The organism is Rheinheimera oceanensis, from assembly GCF_018831085.1.
In the GTDB taxonomy this organism is placed as follows: Bacteria; Pseudomonadota; Gammaproteobacteria; order Enterobacterales; family Alteromonadaceae; genus Alishewanella; species Alishewanella oceanensis.
The window spans coordinates 793282-808394 of sequence record NZ_JAGPNM010000001.1 but is presented as its reverse complement, the minus strand read 5'-3'; the positions used below and the strand labels follow the sequence as shown (position 1 = coordinate 808394).

Annotated in this window: 12 protein-coding genes; 6 read left to right on the top strand and 6 right to left on the bottom strand. The window is 50.4% G+C overall.

Annotated features, from left to right (window positions below):
- The first annotated feature begins 180 nt into the window (after positions 1-180).
- Positions 181-2880, top strand: a complete 2700-nt coding sequence (locus J3B89_RS03685) for a TonB-dependent receptor (RefSeq protein WP_215396139.1) — start codon at positions 181-183, stop codon at positions 2878-2880.
- 172 nt (positions 2881-3052) lie between these two features.
- Entirely contained in the window at positions 3053-4534 is a 1482-nt protein-coding gene (locus tag J3B89_RS03680) for a phosphoesterase (protein ID WP_215396138.1), read from the top strand.
- 27 nt (positions 4535-4561) lie between these two features.
- On the opposite strand, the gene J3B89_RS03675 is transcribed toward J3B89_RS03680, so the two are convergent.
- Both J3B89_RS03675 and J3B89_RS03670 read right to left on the bottom strand, forming a co-directional pair.
- Positions 4562-5491, bottom strand: coding sequence for an alpha/beta hydrolase (locus tag J3B89_RS03675; protein WP_215396137.1), 930 nt, complete (start codon positions 5489-5491; stop codon positions 4562-4564).
- Positions 5492-5622: 131 nt separating this feature from the next.
- Positions 5623-6168: an NADPH-dependent FMN reductase gene (locus J3B89_RS03670; protein WP_215396136.1), complete on the bottom strand. Its 546-nt coding sequence runs from the start codon at positions 6166-6168 to the stop codon at positions 5623-5625.
- A 177-nt stretch (positions 6169-6345) separates the two neighbouring features.
- Here J3B89_RS03670 and J3B89_RS03665 point away from each other — a divergent pair, with 177 nt between their 5' ends.
- The 3 genes from J3B89_RS03665 to J3B89_RS03655 all read left to right on the top strand — a co-directional run bounded on the left by J3B89_RS03665 (position 6346) and on the right by J3B89_RS03655 (position 8492).
- On the top strand, positions 6346-7035 hold the full coding sequence (locus tag J3B89_RS03665) for a pirin family protein (protein WP_215396135.1): 690 nt from the start codon (positions 6346-6348) through the stop codon (positions 7033-7035).
- A gap of 242 nt (positions 7036-7277) precedes the next feature.
- Entirely contained in the window at positions 7278-7751 is a 474-nt protein-coding gene (locus J3B89_RS03660) for a copper resistance protein NlpE (protein ID WP_215396134.1), read from the top strand.
- 3 nt (positions 7752-7754) lie between these two features.
- Positions 7755-8492, top strand: coding sequence for a substrate-binding periplasmic protein (locus J3B89_RS03655; protein WP_215396133.1), 738 nt, complete (start codon positions 7755-7757; stop codon positions 8490-8492).
- A gap of 2 nt (positions 8493-8494) precedes the next feature.
- Here the strand turns inward: J3B89_RS03655 and J3B89_RS03650 are convergent, their stop codons facing one another.
- Genes J3B89_RS03650 through J3B89_RS03635 form a run of 4 tightly spaced genes read right to left on the bottom strand, consistent with a single transcriptional unit; the run spans position 8495 to position 13063 of the window.
- On the bottom strand, positions 8495-9676 hold the full coding sequence (locus J3B89_RS03650) for an exo-beta-N-acetylmuramidase NamZ family protein (RefSeq protein ID WP_215396132.1): 1182 nt from the start codon (positions 9674-9676) through the stop codon (positions 8495-8497).
- On the bottom strand, positions 9673-10608 hold the full coding sequence (gene murQ, locus J3B89_RS03645; RefSeq protein WP_215396131.1) for an N-acetylmuramic acid 6-phosphate etherase: 936 nt from the start codon (positions 10606-10608) through the stop codon (positions 9673-9675). The genes J3B89_RS03650 and murQ overlap by 4 nt, the downstream gene beginning before the upstream one ends.
- Positions 10598-11488, bottom strand: coding sequence for a glucosamine kinase nucleotide-binding domain-containing protein (locus J3B89_RS03640; protein ID WP_215396130.1), 891 nt, complete (start codon positions 11486-11488; stop codon positions 10598-10600). Before J3B89_RS03640 ends, murQ begins: the two co-directional genes overlap by 11 nt.
- Positions 11489-13063, bottom strand: coding sequence for a sodium:solute symporter (locus J3B89_RS03635; protein WP_215396129.1), 1575 nt, complete (start codon positions 13061-13063; stop codon positions 11489-11491).
- A 171-nt stretch (positions 13064-13234) separates the two neighbouring features.
- On the opposite strand from J3B89_RS03635, the gene J3B89_RS03630 reads away from it, so the two are divergent.
- A complete protein-coding gene (locus tag J3B89_RS03630; RefSeq protein ID WP_215396128.1) occupies positions 13235-15109 on the top strand; it encodes a glycoside hydrolase family 3 protein in 1875 nt (624 codons plus the stop codon).
- Positions 15110-15113: the final 4 nt, after the last annotated feature.

Sequence of the window (15113 nt, the reverse complement as noted above, 5' to 3'; positions counted from 1 at the left end):
AAATTATCGAACCGTGTAGCAAGCTGATTAAGCCTGATCCTAACCCGCTGTCAAAAAAGCTTAATATTTTTTTCTGTCCAAAAATCACGGGTTGTTGCTCTTTAAGGGGACTGCTGTGCAATTGCGCTGGCAGATTTACTCCACCAATTAGCTTAACTAATCAGGATTAACGGACACATTATGAAGACGAATCTTTGCAAGAGCCATCTGGCCCTGGCGATACTGGCTGCAATTCCGGCTTTATGCAGCGCCCCCGTGCAGGCCCAATCTGCTGCGGCAGAAGTGGCAACAGAAACCGAAGTGATTGAAGTAAAGGGCTTTCGCAGCGCCATTATCAAAGCAAAAGACTTAAAACGCGAAGCGATGATAGCGCAGGATTCGATAGTGGCGGAAGACATTGCCGACTTCCCGGATTTAAACCTGGCCGACTCACTGCAGCGCGTGCCTGGCGTAACCATTACCCGTGAAGGCGGCGAAGGCCGGCAGATTTCTTTGCGTGGTCTGGGCCCGGATTTTACCCGGGTGCAGGTAAACGGTATGGAAGCGCTGGGCACGTCGTCATCGCCAATGGATGCGCGTGGCGGGGTGTCACGTAGTCGGGCCTTTGATTTTAATATTTTCGCCTCTGAGCTGTTTAACCAGATTGATGTGAAAAAATCTTACTCGGCCGATCAGGAAGAAGGCGGCATTGCCGGTACCGTAAACTTACGTACCGCCAAACCTTTTGACTATGACGGCGCTCAGGCCGCTGTGTCTGGCCAGTTGGGTACCAACAGTAACACCGACAGCACCGATCCGCGGATTGCGGCGTTATTGTCAAACACCTGGTCTGACTTTGGCGCCCTGGTATCTGTTGCGTACAGCGACAGAGACACGATGGAATATGGCAGCAATACCACGCGCTGGCGGCGTGAAGGTGGCAAAACTGCTGCCGATGCCAGCAATACAGCATTACAAGCCGAGCTGGATTCCGGGGAATTATGGTTCCCGCGCGGCCATCGCTATTCAATGTGGGAAAATGAGCAAAAGCGGCTTGGAGTAACGGTTGCACTGCAATATAAACCCAGCCAGAATTTTAGCCTGGTGCTGGATTTGATGCATGGCAAGCTGGAAAACACCCTGTCTGAGCATCACCATGCGGTAAAAGATAACAACGTGGTGAATGAACTGGTGTGGCGCGACAACAATGGCGATAAAGAAGTGATTTATGCCGATTATGAAAACGCCACCTGGCGTAATGAAAACCGCCAGGACTATAACGAATCGGTGTTTAACCAAATCAGCCTGACAGCCGACTGGACACTGAGCGATGCGCTGAAAATGCGCGCCATGCTGGGGCACAGCTCATCAGATTATGAACAGCCACGGGTAAATAAGCTGAATATTGAAGCGAAAAAAAGCGTCAATATTATTACTGACTTTACCCAGGATGCGTTTTACGGCCACAGTTATTCACCTGATTTTGATGTTAGTACGCTGGAAGGTTACACGGTAAAAGATTTGTACTTTCAATCGAATTTTATCTACTCCGACTTTGATAATGCCAGGCTGGATTTTGACTACTACCTGACAGACAGTTCCAGTTTAAAATTTGGCGCTAATTATAAAAAGTTCAGCAACACCGGCTTTGAGCGGGTAGCGCAAAACTTTCCGACTAACCCCGCCACACCACAAAATCAGGGCGTACTTACGCTAACGGCAGAACAGGTGCAGGTATTTCACCACCCTGACAGAAGCTGGTTGCAGGGTGATATGGCAGCTTTGCAGGCATTTTATGGCCTGACAGATTTCGCTTTAACCGACGAGTACACAGTAGAAAGCTCGGCGTATGATTTGACCGAAGAAACCCGCGCAGCCTATTTGGTGTACGACACCGAGTATGACGTGGCCGGTGCGCCATTGCGGTTGAATTTAGGTGTGCGATATTTTAACACCGAGATCACCTCTGCAGGCTTATCGAAAGGTGTACCTACGCAGATGGTGCGCGATTACTCCGATTATCTGCCCAGCCTGAACATTGCTTATGAGTTTATCGACGATGTGATCTGGCGCACCGGTATTAGCAAGAATATGACCCGGCCATCATTGGGCGCTATGGCATTTTCGGCCAATGTTAGCCAGACGTCGCTGGGCGAAAACGATATCGGCCAGATTTCAATAGGTAACCCGAACCTACAACCTTTTGAATCTACTAACTTTGATACCGCGTTGGAGTGGTATTTTGAAGATGTCGGTCTGGCGTCGATAGCACTGTTTTATAAAGATATCGACAACTTTATCGTTACCGAAACCCAGCAAATTGTCTATAGCGAGTTAGGCTTACCGGCTGTGCTGTTGCCGGTGGGGAAAACGGTAGATGATATTTTTAACGTGTCTTCACCGCAAAACTCAGACTCCTCAACTATTAAGGGCTTTGAACTGGCAGTGCAACGTGATCTCGACTTTTTGCCAGCGCCGTTTAATAACCTTGGTGTTATAGCAAACTACACCTGGGCCGATGCTAAAACCTTGTATCGCAACGTAGAAAACTCAGGCGAAGATCAATTTAAAGCCTTCCCGGGACTATCAAAACAAAGCTACAACCTGACGGTATATTATGAAACCGAGCAGTGGGGCGCCCGTGTTGCTGCTGCTTATCGCAGCAAATACATCACCGGTGTGGAAAGCGGCTCTATTGACGATGACGAGCGTGGCTACCATGCCACGACTAACGTCGATTTCTCCGCGTTTTATCGCTTAACTGACAACATAAAGCTAAACCTGGAAGCGATAAACCTGACCAATGTACGGGACGAGTTATACAGCGACTCCAGCAACAGAGCCTATAACACCACCTACAGTGGCCGTACTTATATGGCGGGCATCACCGTTCAGTTTTAAGCTTATACCCTCGTACTGGAAGCTGCAGCTTTGTTGGCTGCGCACCTGCTTGCATCACGTGGCCCGGTCACATAGGTTAACTATGTGACCGGGGCCTCAAGCACTTGCCGCCCCGCTGCAGCACCAATTACTTTGGGTATAGGTACACTGTTTTAGTAGGGTGTATTGATCAATGAATTTTGTAGTGAATAAAAAGCAGTTGGGCTTAGCTGCTATTGTGACCTTGCTGGTCACATCTTGCCAGCAAGTGCCAACAGACCTGAATACAAAGCAAAGCAAAAGCTGGCTGGCCGGTGATCACCATGTGCACACCCACTACAGCGTAAAGTGGGATACCTCGGTATTTCCACCGGCACCAATTATTGGTGGGGATGCGAAATATTCTACCGCATTAAATGCCCAGATGGCCGCGCATTACGGTTTAAGCTGGATGGTGGTAACAGACCATGGCGGCCCGAACCGTGCCAAATTAGCGCTGCAGCAGGCGTATCCGGAGCTGGTGGCGTCGCGCAAAGCCTTGCCGCACATTTTGCAATTTTACGGTATGGAATTTGATGTACCAGGCAACAGCCCTGGCGGTCGCCATGCCAGTTTTATTATGCCGTACAGCACGACTGAAGCACAGCAGCTGTACCAGATAGAACACCGCTATAATGGCCGTCAGGGCATGCCACCCGGGCCGGAAAAAGCTGAAGATGCCTTTATGCTGTTGGCATTAAAAGCCATGGATGCGCTACCGGATAAACCCTTGCTGCTGGCAAATCATCCATCGCGTTTAGCCACAGGTTTTCGTCAGTATCATAAAATTACCCCGCAACAATTGCGCGACTGGCAAGATACGGCACCGGATGTGGTGATTGGTATGACCGGCGCTGAAGGCCACCAGGCCGCCACATTAAACCCGGATGGCAGTATCGATGCCAACGCCATTCGCGCCGAATACCCGCATTACCCGACTATGGGCGGCTACGACCAAATGACAGCGCGCTTAGGCGGCGTGTGGGATAGCCTGCTTAGCGAAGGCCGGCGTTGGTGGGTTACCGGCGTGTCTGACAGCCATGGCCATTACACCGATGGCTGGGCCGATTTCTGGCCCGGGCAATACGCCAAAACCTATGTTTATGCCGAAAAAGACTACCAGAGTATTTTTGCTGCGCTAAAAGCCGGCAATATATTTGTTACCACCGGCGATTTAATTGATGCCCTCTATATTGACGTGGTGGTAAAAAATACGGCTCAAAAGGCTACCTTAGGCGAGACTTTACTTGTGTCGGCTGAAGATGAGTTACTACTACGTGTACGATTCAGGGGCCCTGATGGCCCTAATGGCGGCGGTTTTAAGCCGCAGGTGCAGCGGGTAGATGTAATACAAGGTGTAATTAGCGGGCCGGCGCAAAACCGCAATAGTGACGAAGCACTGGCTACCCGGGTAGCTAAACGTTTGTATGCCGGCGACTGGCAAACTAAACACGGCTATAGCGGATTTGAGCTGGCGCTGGGTAAAGTTAGCCAAAGCGGTTACCTGCGCTTGCGCGGCACCAATAACAAAGATGAGCTTGAGCCCGAAGCCGATGCCAAAGGTGAGAACCCGTGGCACGACTTATGGTTTTACAGTAATCCGGTGTTTATTCAGCTGCTCCCGGCAGGGCAGTAGGCTGCCTTGCTGCTAAACGCCGCAGAATTATTTAGCCGCAGTGGCGTGACCCAGCAAAAAGGTCAGTGGCAGATGTAAACGCTCTGCCCAGGCATTCTCGCTGTGTTCGGCACCGTCAAAGCGCAGGGTTTGCCAGTTGGTATCGTCGTAACCTTTGCTGGCAATAATGGCATCGGCCTGCGCCTGCAGCGGTGGGTACCAGGCGTCGAGCGTGGCGGTGCCATAGTCAAAATACAGTTTGTGCTTACCGGCTTCAGGCAATTTATTGCGCATATAGGCAAAAAACTGTGCCGGTACCGGGTTGTTGTGTTGTTCAAAGCTGCCGGGCCAATGGGTAGATAAACAAGCCGCACCGCCAAATACCTGTGGGTATTCGCTGATGGCATACAATGAAATTAACCCGCCCATGCTGGAACCCATAATAAAAGTATTGGCGGCATCGGTATGCACGGCATAACGGCTGTCGATATAGGGTTTGAGCTCCTGTACCAAAAACTTAAGGTAGTTATCTGAATACACCGGCTGGCTAAACAGTGAGGCCTGTTGTGCTGCATCAGGTTGATACAACGCCTGCTGTTGCCCGGCCGTTAAGGCCATAAAGGGTTGCTGCGGAAAGTACTCGCTGTGCCGGTGCGGCCCGGCGTTAAAAATACCTACCACAATAAAAGGCCGGGTTTTACCTTCTGCCATCAGCCTGGCAGCGGTTTCATCTACCCGCCATTCCTGCTGGTTCCAGCTGTTGCTGCCGTCAAACAGCATCTGGCCGTCATGCATATACACTACGGCGTACTTTTTCTTACCGTTGTAGCCTTCTGGCAGCCAGATATCGATATGACGTGGTGGTACAAACTCAGAATGATAGTTTTCCAGCCGTTCAATACTGCCCGAGCTGACTTTGGGCAGTTTGGCAAAAACAGAGCAACTTAAAATAAATAACAACAGCGCAAGAAGTTTCATAACGGCAAAGCAGGCAGTGAGTTGAAGGTAGCTTATTTTAGCCCAAAGCCACCAAACAACCTACAGCTGAAAATAAAGCACAGAAGAAAACCGGCCCGGTGCTTAGCTTAGTTTAGCCGGGCCGGAGCGGGTTAACGCGCCAGTTGTTGCTGCCATTTGACCAGGGCGTCCAGTTGCTTGCGCACCATACCCTGTATTTTTTCATCGGTCAGATTACCATCGTTGTCAAAGCTGCCGGTAAAGGCATTGGCAAAGACTTCGGGTTGGTTTAGCGGGTGCAAATTCACATATACGCATACCTGACGCAGATGGTATTGCGCCCGGCTGGTGCCCATGCCACCGCCAGCGCCCATGATGGCGACAGGTTTGCCGGTTAACAGCTGGTTGTCCGGCTCACGCGAGGCCCAGTCAATGGCGTTTTTCAGCGCCGGTGCCAGCGAGTAGTTATATTCAGGGCAGCCAAACAATAAGGCATCGGCTTCGCCAATTTGTTTTAACAGCTGCTTTACTGCGGCGGGTTTTTCGGCCAGATCGGCATTGTAAAACGGTACCTCCTGCAGATCAGCCAGATGAATTTGCATACCATCAGGCGCATGCGCCTGGGCATAACGCAGCAGCCCGCGGTTAGTGGATTTCGCCCGTAAACTGCCGCAAATGGCCAGTACATTAATACTCATAATCAGCTCCGTAAGTAGGTGTTGTAGTTGTGTCGCTCAGGACCATTGTAGCTTATGGTGGCATTGACGGGCTTTAGTTCAAAAAAACTGAACATTGAACCCAAATTATTCCGCTTTTGTCGCCTGAGAAGCAACTATAAGCTACACCCAACTTAAGACCTGAGCGGGAGAAAGACAATGTTTGAGATACGTTACGCAGCTGATCGCGGTAAAGCCGATTTTGGCTGGTTGCAAAGCCAGCATACGTTTTCGTTTGGCAGTTATTATGATCCGGCGCAGATGGGGTTTTCAGCGTTAAGGGTAATTAATGACGACAGAGTGGCGCCCGGTGCCGGGTTTGACACTCATGGCCATAAAGATATGGAGATTTTAAGCCTGGTGCTGTCGGGCCAGATTGCGCATAAAGATTCGGCAGGTAATACCGAGGTACTGCCAGCCGGCGAGTTCCAGTTGATGAGCGCCGGTAAAGGTATTTACCACAGCGAGTTTAATGCCAGTAAGCACGACGAGCTAACCTTTTTGCAAATATGGCTGCAACCAAATCAGTTTGGCGGTGAGCCGGGTTATCAGCAAAAAGACTTTGGCCAAAAGCCGGGTTTAACGCTGATATTATCGCCGGACGGTCGTGAAGGCAGTTTAACCGTGCTGCAGGATGCACAGCTGTATCAGCTGATTTTGCCAACAGCGGCAAAACAACAACTGGATATAGCGCCCGGCCGTAAAGTGTATATTCACCTGATCTCCGGTGAGCTGGACATTGCCGGGCATAAACTGCAGCGTGGTGATGGTATTAAGATCAGTGAGCAAATTGCATTGCAACTTACTGCCACCAGCGCTGCCAAGGCACTGATTTTTGACCTGCCTTAAGCCATTAGTTATTTAACCACCGGCCCGGCTTGCTCATTGTTTTATTATGCAGTGAGCAAGCCATATATTTTTATTGTTGGCCTCTAACAATAACATGATGATGCATATCTCTTTTATATTGATTATTCAGCCGCTATACAGCCCCGGCAGTGCAATATCACCTTTTAGTACTGGTAAAGCGCTGTTGATTAGCTAAGTTATATGCTGGCTGTCAACATTGCCCGACACATTAGGAACTTATAATGTTAAAGCAGAGTTTGACGAAAAATTTAGCTAAAGGTTTGGCTGTAACTGCCGCAATAATGCTGGCTGCCGGTTGTGACAACACAGCTAAACAAAGCGTAAACAATGCTCCGCCGCACAGTGTTACGCCACAGGCTGATATTACACACAATGCGCGTACCAGCCTGGATTGGGTGGGTACTTATCAGGGCATGTTGCCCTGTGCCGACTGCGAGGCCATTAATACCACGGTAACGTTAAATGCCGATGGCAGTTATCAGCTGGAACAGGTGTATGTAGGTAAATCTGCCAGGGTATTTACGGAGCAGGGTGTGTTTAACTGGAGTGATATTGGTAGCACGGTGTTGTTGGAAGCGGAGCAACCTGTACAGTTTTTTGTTGCGGAAAATCAGTTATTTATGCTTGATAAGCAAGGAAAACGTATTGAGGGGGATTTAGCTGCACGCTATCGCTTGCAGAAACTAACGGAGTAAAGCATGAAGTTTGGGCTGTTATTACTATTGGCAGTATTAAGCATAGAAGGGGCAATAGCACAGCCAAAGACAGGCCAACTGATTATTCACCATCCTCAGTTTCCGCCTTTTATTTATCTTAACGGGCGCTCAGAACAGGTAAGCGGTATTTTGCCTGAGTTGTTTGAGCCGTTTTTCCGCCAGCAGAAAATAAGCAGCCGCTACGTTTTTAATAACCCGCTGCGCGCCGAGCAGGCGTTATATCAGGGTGATATCGACGCAATGTTTATTAACCCTGCCTGGCTAAGCCAGCCAGACGCATTGATATTTTCAGATCCGGTACTCAGTTACAACGACTACCTGTTTAGTTTAAGGCCAGAAGATGCGGTAATGGATTTAACCACGGCGCGTCAATTACGGATCTGTACCCGCGAGCATTATATATACCCTGAGCTTGAGCCGTATTTCAGCCAGCAGGGTTTTATCAGGGTCGATGCCTCCAGCCAGGAGGCACAGCTGAAAATGTTGCTGAATGAACGTTGTGATTTGGCCTACATGAACGACATCATTGCGCGCTGGCTAATGCAGCAGCAGTTGCAGCAAGCCACGCTGTATCCGTTGGAGCAGGGGGTTGCCAAAGCCAGTATCAGTTTATGCCTGCACCCTAAATGGCAGCCGTTATTACCGGCACTTAACCAGTTTATTTTGCAGCAACAGCAAAGCGGTGCGGTGCAACAAGCACTATTACGCTACCTGCATTAGGCTTATGGGTACAGCAGGTAAGGCTGGCGTCGTTGTTTAAACTGCTGCAGTGCGCTTTGCCAGCTGGCACGGATTTGCTGTTCGGTTTGCCCCTGTTCAATTTGCAGCCTTAACTGATCGGTGCCCGCCAGTTTGTCCATAAAGTTGGCAGAGGTAAAAAACACCTCGTTGTGCTGCTTAAATAGAGCATGCCATTGTAACAAATACTGTAAATTCAGCCCCTGTGCTTGTACCTGACGCAAATCTTCGCCCTGCAGCAGTTTGTCCATTAACGGTGGTGTTAACGCAGCACCTGGAGTGGATACCGGCATAAACTGAAAGCCAGCCGGGCCAAATTTGTCGTAGCCAATCACCTGAAACGGAAATTCCGTGCCGCGGCCCACACTTAGTGGTGTGGCTTCAAAAAAGCCCAGCGACGGATACAACGCTATGGCCTGATCATTGGGCAGGTTCGGGCTGGGTTTTACCGGCAACGAATAAGGCTGGCTACGCTGATAACCGCGCAGTGGCACTACATGCAGTTGTAGTTTGTCGGCGTTAGTAATCCAGCGTTCGCCTTTAATCATTTGTGCCAACTCAGCCACTGTCATACCGTGCAGCAGCGGAATAGGGTGCATGCCAACAAAAGACTGAAAGGCGGGATCCAGCACCGGGCCGTCTATATAGGCGCCATTCGGGTTGGGCCGGTCCAGCACCAGCATGGCTACGTTATACTCGGCTGCGGCTGCCATCATATAGTGCATAGAGCTGATATAGGTGTAGTAACGCACACCAACATCCTGAATATCAAAAATAACGATATCCAGTTGCTGCATTTGCTCTGCTGACGGCTTTTTGCTGGCACCGTACAACGACAGCAGCGGTAAACCGGTTTTGCTGTCTGTGCTGTTTTTTACACTGGCGCCAGCGTCATAATCACCGCGAAAGCCATGCTCAGGCGCAAAAATACTGACAACATTCACCTTATTGGCCAGCAGTACATCAACCAGATGCTGCCCGCCAACCAGCGACGTTTGGTTTACCAACACGCCAACGCGTTTACCTTGCAGTAGCGGCAGGTACTGTTGCAATTGCTCAGCTCCGGTTTGCAGTTCAGCTTTTGCCGGCTGCGTGCCGGGGCGTTCTGTATCCGGCTGGCAGGCCAGCAAACAGCAACCTAGCAGCAGTAACAGTAACGGTTTCATTCGGGGGTGCCTTGCTGTAATACCTTACGGATAAAGCCATGTTGTTGCTGCAATTGCCGGCGGCAGTGCTCAATGCTCTGGCCGCTGAGAATATGCAAAATAGCCAGTTTAGCGCTCATATCAGCGGCTTTTAACGCTTCGCGTGCGGTTTCTGGTGTGCAATCGGTGGCCTGCATAACAATGCGTACTGCGCGTGCCACCAGTTTTTCGTTACTGGCGTGCAAATCTACCATCAGGTTCTGATACACCTTACCGCTGCGGATCATGGCTGTTGTGGTGAGCATATTTAAAATCAGCTTTTGTGCCGTACCGGCTTTCATCCGGGTAGAACCGGTAACCACTTCCGGCCCGACCACAGCAGCAATGCCGATATCGGCTGCGCTTAGCACCGGTGCATTGGCGTTACAGCTGATGGCGGCGGTAAAACAGCCGATACTGCGGGCATAGGCCAGGCCACCCAGCACATAAGGTGTGCGGCCACTGGCGGCAATGCCAATCAGAATATCCCTGGGCTGCAGGTTTATGCTTTGTAAATCTTCTACGGCCAGTTGTGGGTTGTCTTCGGCTCCTTCTACCGCTTTGTATACGGCGCCGTTACCACCGGCAATTAACGCGATTACCTGAGTTGAAGGTACACTGTAAGTAGGCGGGCATTCTACGGCATCAAGAATACCCAACCGGCCACTGGTGCCCGCACCCAGGTACACCAGGCGGCCACCGGCATCAAAGGCTTCTACTATGCGATCAGCCACTGCTGCCACCTGTCCGAGGCAGCTGGTAATGCTTTGTGCCACGGTTTGATCTTCAGCGTTAATGCGTTTTACGATCTCCAGGCTCGACAACAAATCGATATCCCAACTATCGGGATTGCGTGCCTCTGAGCTCATGGCATCCAGTTGTTGTAGTAAAGAGTCCTGTTGGTTATTTGTCATTGCCGTTTCCTGAAAGGGGTAAAGAGTTTGTCAGTTGTGTTGCAAGAATAAAAGCGCCATCCAGTGCGCTACCGCGAGGCGGTTGCAGCAAAGCGCGGCATTCTGTATTTAAAAGCGGGGCGGTAATATCCGCCAGGCCGCCTAATAAGACTACCGGCAGCTCAAATTGCTCACGGGCGCTATATAGCAATTGGTGTACCGCTGCGCTGTGGCGTTGTAACAATTTATCGGCCACTGTGCAGTGCCCGGCATAATTAAACACTAATGGTGCCAGAGCAGCGTAATCGTTTGGGCTGGCGGTTTTCAGCCAGGGTAGTAACACAGCCGCGTCGTCACCGATTTGTTGTGCCACGGCCTGCAGCAGTGGGCTTTGTACCCCGGCCAGGCTGTCTACCTGCCATAGCAGTTCGCGTACTGTCTGTTTACCTAACCAGGCGCCACCGCCTTCATCGCCAATATTAAAGCCCCAACCGCCAACCTGTTGTTCAGCGCCATCGGCGAGAAGGCGCATAGCAACTGAACCGGTACCCAGTGCAACTACCAGTACCGGCTGGCCCAGATTAGCGCCATAAAGAGAGGTTTTGGCATCGGTGGTCAGTAAAAAACGGGCATAGTGCCGGGCCAGTTGCTGGCAAGCCTGCTGATGCTGCTGTGGGTTACCCGCACCAGCCAGACCCATTACGGCCACCACTTGCTGGCTGCTGATACCGGCTTGCTGGCACAGGCTGGCACTGAGTAAATTAATGTTACTCAGTGCCAGCGAAAAATCATTGGTCAGTGAGGCCGGACCGGCCTGTTGCTGCCAGTGTTGGCCGGTGCTGCTATTAGTCAGGCGGGCCAGCGTTTTACTGCCACCACCATCAACTGCCAAAATCCACATTTAGTTAACTCCCTCCATGGCAGCGCCTTTTTTTTCCGCTGGTTTACCGGCCAGACACACTAATGTTGCCACCAGGGTGCCGATACACAGCTGCCAGGTAAAGCCTAAGTCGAGTGCAGCCAGTTGCGGACTAAGTTGGTGCAGAATATAAGGTTGTAGCAGCAGGGTCACGCAAAATCCGCTTAACAGTGCTGCACTAACAGAGTAACGGTTACCGCGTTTGCTAAACAAGGCGGTAAAAAATACCCCCAGTAAGCCGCTGTATGAGAACACCATTACGCTAAGGGCAAACGCCAGTAGTGGCATATCCGAATACTGCTGCCAGTAAAAACACAAAATAGCCATGGCCGACAGGGTGATAGCGGTAAACAGCATACCCAGCTGGCCGGCGCGGACAAAATGCCGGTCATCGGTAACAGGGTGGTGCTTTAACCGCCAGGGTTTGTACATGTCGGCTACCAACACAGATGACATAGAATTTAAGCCTGAGGTAATAGTAGATAACGCCGCCGCTATTACACCAACAACTACCAGGCCGCGCAGGCCGGATGGCATTTCATTTAATACGTAATACATAAATACCGTGACTTTTTCCCCGCCGAAGCTGTCGGCAAAACCCTGCGCCGGTTGGTATAAATCTGGCCGTTGATAAAAGATATATAACAAAAAGCCAATCAGAATAAATACCAGCATAATGGGGATCACCATCAGTGCTGAGCTTAACAGTGCTCTGGCACCGGCTTTGCTGTCTTTACAGGTGAGCACTCGTTGCGTCATATCCTGATCTAAGCCAAAAGCGGCAATATTCAGCAAAATAAAACCGGTTAATGCTGACCACATATTGAAAACACCAGCTGAGCTGACATCAAAACGCCAGTCAAACAGCAATAATTTAGATGGCCCGCCCTCTACCGGTGAGCTAAGCGCCTGTATCAGGATGGGTAAATCCAGTCCCAGGCTGTGATACAGATAACCCAGCACCAGCAGCGCGGCCAGCACATAAACGCCGCATTGCAGCGCATCGGTATAAATAACTGAGCGGATGCCCCCGGCAACAGTACAGGCCAGGCCGATCAATGCCAGTAATACTACGGCAGTCAGTACACTACCGGCCTGAATATCGTTAAACAACAACATAGCCACCGCTATGGCTGCCATATAAAGCCGTGCGCCGCTGGCAAACACCCGGCCAAATAAATACATTTTACCGGCGTGATCTTTGGCACTGGCACCAAAGCGTTGTTCCAGCAGTTCATATACCGTGGTTACCTTAAGCTGGTAATAACGCGGCAGTAAAAACTTAATCACGATATAGGTAGCAATAAGGGCGCCAATATTCGTGGCGATATAGCTTAAGTTGCCACGAAAACCCATATCAGGGCCGCCAAGAAAGGTAGCTGCCGATTGTGAAGTAGCCAGCACCGACACCGCTACCACCCATACCGGCATGCTGTTGGCTGCTAAAAAATAGTCATTACTGTTACCGGCCTTACGCCGGTTTACATACCAGCCCGCCAGTGCCAGTATGGCGAAGTAGCCAAAAAATACCGTCCAGTCCAGTAATGTCAGTTGCATGCGCAGCTCTTAACCATGAAAAAGTGCTTAACCATACCATAATGTATAGTGGGTGAGTAAAGTATTCATTTAAATTTTACTTGAATGAATAATTTATTTTTGTTGTACTGCCTGCAGCTTTTGCCAAAATAACAGGATACCGCCGTGGTTGTTTTATCTCTTGGGAACTCTATGTCATGCTTGACCCGCGCTTCTTTACTGCTGCTAAGTGCCTGCAGTTTTACTCTGCCGGCTGCTGCTATGCCGGTTAAATCTGCTACGCCGGCTGCCAGTGTAAAACAAATGCTGGGGCAAAAGCTGATGTTGGACCTGCGCTACTACTGTGAACAGGTGCCGATAAACGGCCAGTGTCGCACCCCAATGACACAATTGCCACCTGAGCTGGCCACACTGGTACGTGACTATGATATTGGCGGTGTGATCCTGTTTGCAGAAAACCTGGCCGATGTTGCTCAAACTGTGCAGCTTAACCGTGATTTACAAAGTGCGGCAGCGGCATCGAAGCTTAAATTACCGCTGTTTATCAGTATTGACCAGGAAGGCGGCCGGGTTGCCCGTCTGCCACGTAGTTTAGCCACATCTTTTGCCGGCAATATGGCTATAGGTGCAACTTATGCTGAACACGGTACTACTTTTGCCGCTGAAGTAGGCAAGGTGTTGGCCGATGAATTGCTGGCACTGGGCATTAACGTAAACTTTGCCCCTACGATAGATGTTAACGTTAACCCGCAAAACCCGGTGATTAACGTACGGGCTTTTGGTGAAAACCCGCAGCACGTGGCCGAACTGGGTAACGCTATGACCAGCGCTATGCAACAGCGCGGCATGATAGCGGCACTAAAGCATTTCCCCGGCCACGGTGATACTGAAGTAGACAGCCATTTAGGCTTGCCACGGGTAGAGCACAGCAGTGAGCAAATCCGCCAGGTCGATTTATACCCGTTTGCGTATATTATTAAGCAGCAAACGCCCGGCATGATTATGACCGCGCATATTCAGTTTCCAGCGCTGGACAGCAGCACTTTTGTTTCCAAAAATGGTGAAGAAATGCTTAAACCGGCTACGCTGTCACGCACCATTTTGCATGACGTATTGCGCCAGGAAATGGGCTATAAGGGTGTGATAGTGACTGACGCACTGGATATGGCCGGGATCAGCAAGTTTTTTACCCACACCGAAGCGGTAGTACAAACCTTTGCCGCCGGTGCTGATATCGCCCTGATGCCGGTAAAGCTGCAACACCCCGGCGAGCTAAAAGCGCTGGCAGCACTGCTTAATGAGCTTGAGGCTGCGGTAGACAAAGGTGCTATTGCTAAAACGGAACTGGTCGAATCTTATCAGCGCATAGTGGCCTTAAAGCAGCAGTATCCTTTATTACCGGCGGTGAAATCGGTGGCAGAACAAACCAAACTGGCCGGCAAACTGCTTGGCAGCGTAGCGCACCGGCAAAGCGAACTGGCACTGGCCAAAGCAGCGATAACCCAGGTAAAACCGGCTTCGTCTTACTGGCCGTTTAAACTCAGCGATACAAAAAAACTGTTGCTGATTATGCCGGACCAAACTAAAGCTAAGGCCTTAGCCGCCGCGCTGCAGCACTACAGCAAAGATCATTTCGTGATCGACACCATTAGCCTGCAACAAACTGATCTAAGCAAAGCCAGTGCACAAATTGGCGCGGCTGATTTGGTGATAAGCGGCTTTATTGCCCCTATGCAAAGCCTGGCCGATATTGGCGGTATGGATGATTTAACCGGTATTGCTAATATTACCGCCGCTTATGAGCGCCAGAGCCTGCAATTTGAGACATTGCTGCCGCAGATTACAGCGAAGAAAAAACCGCACGTGTTTTTAAGCCTGCGCGCACCTTATGATATCAGCCGTTATGGCCAGTATGCCGATGTAGTGCTGGCAAGCTATGCCTATAACACGTCAGAACAGCCAACCGCTATGGGCGCCGGTAATGCGGTATACGAAGCGTTGGCGCAGGCTTTACTTGGCCAATATCGTTTAACCGGTAAGCTGCCGGTTACTGTTAGCGGGTATTAAAATT

Excerpts from the sequence above, each read along its gene's own strand:
- J3B89_RS03685 (WP_215396139.1), top strand. The coding sequence starts at position 181 with ATGAAGACGAATCTTTGCAAGAGCCATCTGGCCCTGGCGATACTGGCT.
- J3B89_RS03680 (WP_215396138.1), top strand. The coding sequence starts at position 3,053 with ATGAATTTTGTAGTGAATAAAAAGCAGTTGGGCTTAGCTGCTATTGTG.
- J3B89_RS03675 (WP_215396137.1), bottom strand. The coding sequence starts at position 5,491 with ATGAAACTTCTTGCGCTGTTGTTATTTATTTTAAGTTGCTCTGTTTTT.
- J3B89_RS03670 (WP_215396136.1), bottom strand. The coding sequence starts at position 6,168 with ATGAGTATTAATGTACTGGCCATTTGCGGCAGTTTACGGGCGAAATCC.
- J3B89_RS03665 (WP_215396135.1), top strand. The coding sequence starts at position 6,346 with ATGTTTGAGATACGTTACGCAGCTGATCGCGGTAAAGCCGATTTTGGC.
- J3B89_RS03660 (WP_215396134.1), top strand. The coding sequence starts at position 7,278 with ATGTTAAAGCAGAGTTTGACGAAAAATTTAGCTAAAGGTTTGGCTGTA.
- J3B89_RS03655 (WP_215396133.1), top strand. The coding sequence starts at position 7,755 with ATGAAGTTTGGGCTGTTATTACTATTGGCAGTATTAAGCATAGAAGGG.
- J3B89_RS03650 (WP_215396132.1), bottom strand. The coding sequence starts at position 9,676 with ATGAAACCGTTACTGTTACTGCTGCTAGGTTGCTGTTTGCTGGCCTGC.
- murQ (WP_215396131.1), bottom strand. The coding sequence starts at position 10,608 with ATGACAAATAACCAACAGGACTCTTTACTACAACAACTGGATGCCATG.
- J3B89_RS03640 (WP_215396130.1), bottom strand. The coding sequence starts at position 11,488 with ATGTGGATTTTGGCAGTTGATGGTGGTGGCAGTAAAACGCTGGCCCGC.
- J3B89_RS03635 (WP_215396129.1), bottom strand. The coding sequence starts at position 13,063 with ATGCAACTGACATTACTGGACTGGACGGTATTTTTTGGCTACTTCGCC.
- J3B89_RS03630 (WP_215396128.1), top strand. The coding sequence starts at position 13,235 with ATGTCATGCTTGACCCGCGCTTCTTTACTGCTGCTAAGTGCCTGCAGT.